Annotated in this window: 2 protein-coding genes; both read right to left on the minus strand. The window is 56.0% G+C overall.

Going from position 1 to position 2187, the window contains the following annotated elements; translation table 11 throughout:
• On the minus strand, nt 1-588 hold a 588-nt coding region (locus ACPLUI_RS14140), incomplete at its 3' end, for a hypothetical protein (RefSeq protein WP_424660883.1).
• Between the two features lie 136 nt (nt 589-724).
• On the minus strand, nt 725-2187 hold a 1463-nt coding region (locus tag ACPLUI_RS14145; RefSeq protein WP_424660884.1), incomplete at its 5' end, for a type IV secretory system conjugative DNA transfer family protein.

The following is a 2187-nucleotide window of genomic DNA, read 5'->3' on the forward strand; positions in this document are numbered from 1 at the left end:
GCCCACCCGGGTGACCCTGGCCTCCCGAACCTGCCCCTCCTTGATTTCCTTCCAGGTGCGAGCAGCCAGGCGCTGAACGGCGGCCTTGTGGGAGAGCAGGCAAAGGTTGGCCTCTTCCATGATTCCGATGACGATGAAGGGAAGTTTCTGTCCGACCAGGCGGCGCAGTTCGTCCCTGGTTTCCACACCGGCCTCTTGAATGGGCACCAGTCCCTTGACGTTGCCGATGTTCACCCGCAGGCAGGGGATGGTTTCTTCATAGAGGTCATGTTTCTCTATGCCGACCACCAGTTCCTCGATTATGCCCCTGTTCTGGCGGCTGGCGTAAATTTTGAGCCAGTTTTCGTCCAGCTCACGGTCTGGTCTTTTCTTCCGGGTCTTTGGGGTTTCAGCGGCATTATCGACATCTCCGGTGTTTTCGGTGTGTGCGAGCTTAATATCTCCCGCTTGATCAAGCTCTTCCTCACCTGAGCTTCCCGGCTCCACGACGTAACTGACCATGGTGCTCTTAGAGTCCCTATTATCGAGGCTTTCGTGGATTTCGAGAGTACCATCTCCTGTTTCAGTCAGCTCAAATGCTTCACTCATGCTTCTTGCCTCCTTTGTTTTTTCCTTTCCCCAGGCCAGCGGTTTTTTAACGATACCCCCCTTTCTCCCGCAGGAATGGCCTAAAAAAAGAAAACCCGCCTTAACGGGCGGATATTTAACGGTATGCGCATGCCAATCAACCGGGAAGTTTCAGTCCTCCGAAAAAGGCGTCCCCATCACCGGTAGAAACGACAGGGCTGTCCGCCGTACCTTGCCGCTCAAGAATATTTTCTTGACCGGCAGCGTCGGCCGCTTTTTCAGAACCTTCCTGGAGGGTTCCGGCGAAGAGATCCTTTTCCGGCCACAATTTCCGGGCGACGTTTTCCCCGGGGGATTCCTCAACGGCTAATCCGCTCTCAGGGGCCGCCCTGCTCCCTTCCCGCTTGAACAGTGCCTGGAAAATGTTGACGCTCACACCTTTTTCGTCAATCCTGCTGGTTACCCCCAGGGCCGGGGGCTGCACGCTCCCGTCGCGGACTATGCGGTAGATTACATACCTGGCGGGCAGTTCTTTGATATACGTGAAGTCGAACCGGGCTTCCCATGATTCCGATACGCTCGACCGCTCGGGCACCTGCAGGCCGGGAATTACCGGTACCCCGTTGTACGTCCGGCTCACTCTGTCCACCCTGTCAGCACCAAATTCCTTCTCAAACCGTTTGGCCTCTTCAGCGCTCAACCCCCCGAACACCACCCAGTTGCGGGCGTTATTCAGCACAACATCCACAAAGTGCGGGTTCCCCTCCAGCTTCAACTGCGATAGTGCCTGAAGGGCCAGAACACAGGCGCACCGGAATGAGCGGCCTATCGCTAAAAGCCTCTCAAAATCCGGGTTGATATATCTCGGAAACTCGTCAATATACAAAATGTGCGGGGTCCTGGTCCACTCCGTGCCGGGCCGCCGAAAAACAGCGTTCTGGAAGTGCATAATCAAAAACTGCCCGAACACGTCCCCCAGGTGGCCAAGCTCCCCCATCGCCGTGTTCACCAGCAGGACGTGACCGCCTTTATCCAGGTGCCCGTCAAGGTCTATACTGGACTTCCCTATCAGTACCCGCTTCAATAACGGGTTCCCAGATATGTCCTCTAACTGCTGCCTCAATCCCATCGCAAACTGGTAAAACTTTTCCCGCAACTCGCCCAGCACTTCCGCCCGGAAGTAATCCACCAGGTCACTGGAACCTATCTGCCTTTCCAGATCCTGGACCAGGTTCTTCAGCACCTTCTGGTCCCTCAAGGCCCGCACCACGTCCAGCAGCGTCAGGTCGTCCCCCCTGAGTTCTTTCAGCATCAATATCACGTTCCGCGCCGCCGTCTCCTGCACGTGCGCAAAAAACGCTTCCTGCTTCCCGAATATGCTCCGCAAAACTGTCCGTACCGACTCCGCCACGCTGTAGGCGTCTCCTTCAAGAGGATTCAGCACCGCTGTATCCTCCCTCAAGGGATTCACATACGTGCACGGTATCCCCATTTTTTCACACATACGTGCCACGTCGTCAGCAAAGTCCCCCTTCGGCTCAAACAGCGTCATCCCGAGCTTCACACCGGATGCTATCTTCTCCAGATCCTGCTTCACCATCGGCTTCAAAACCCGGCTCG

This window comes from Desulfofundulus sp. (assembly GCF_049701015.1).
GTDB lineage: Bacteria > Bacillota > Desulfotomaculia > Desulfotomaculales > Desulfovirgulaceae > Desulfofundulus.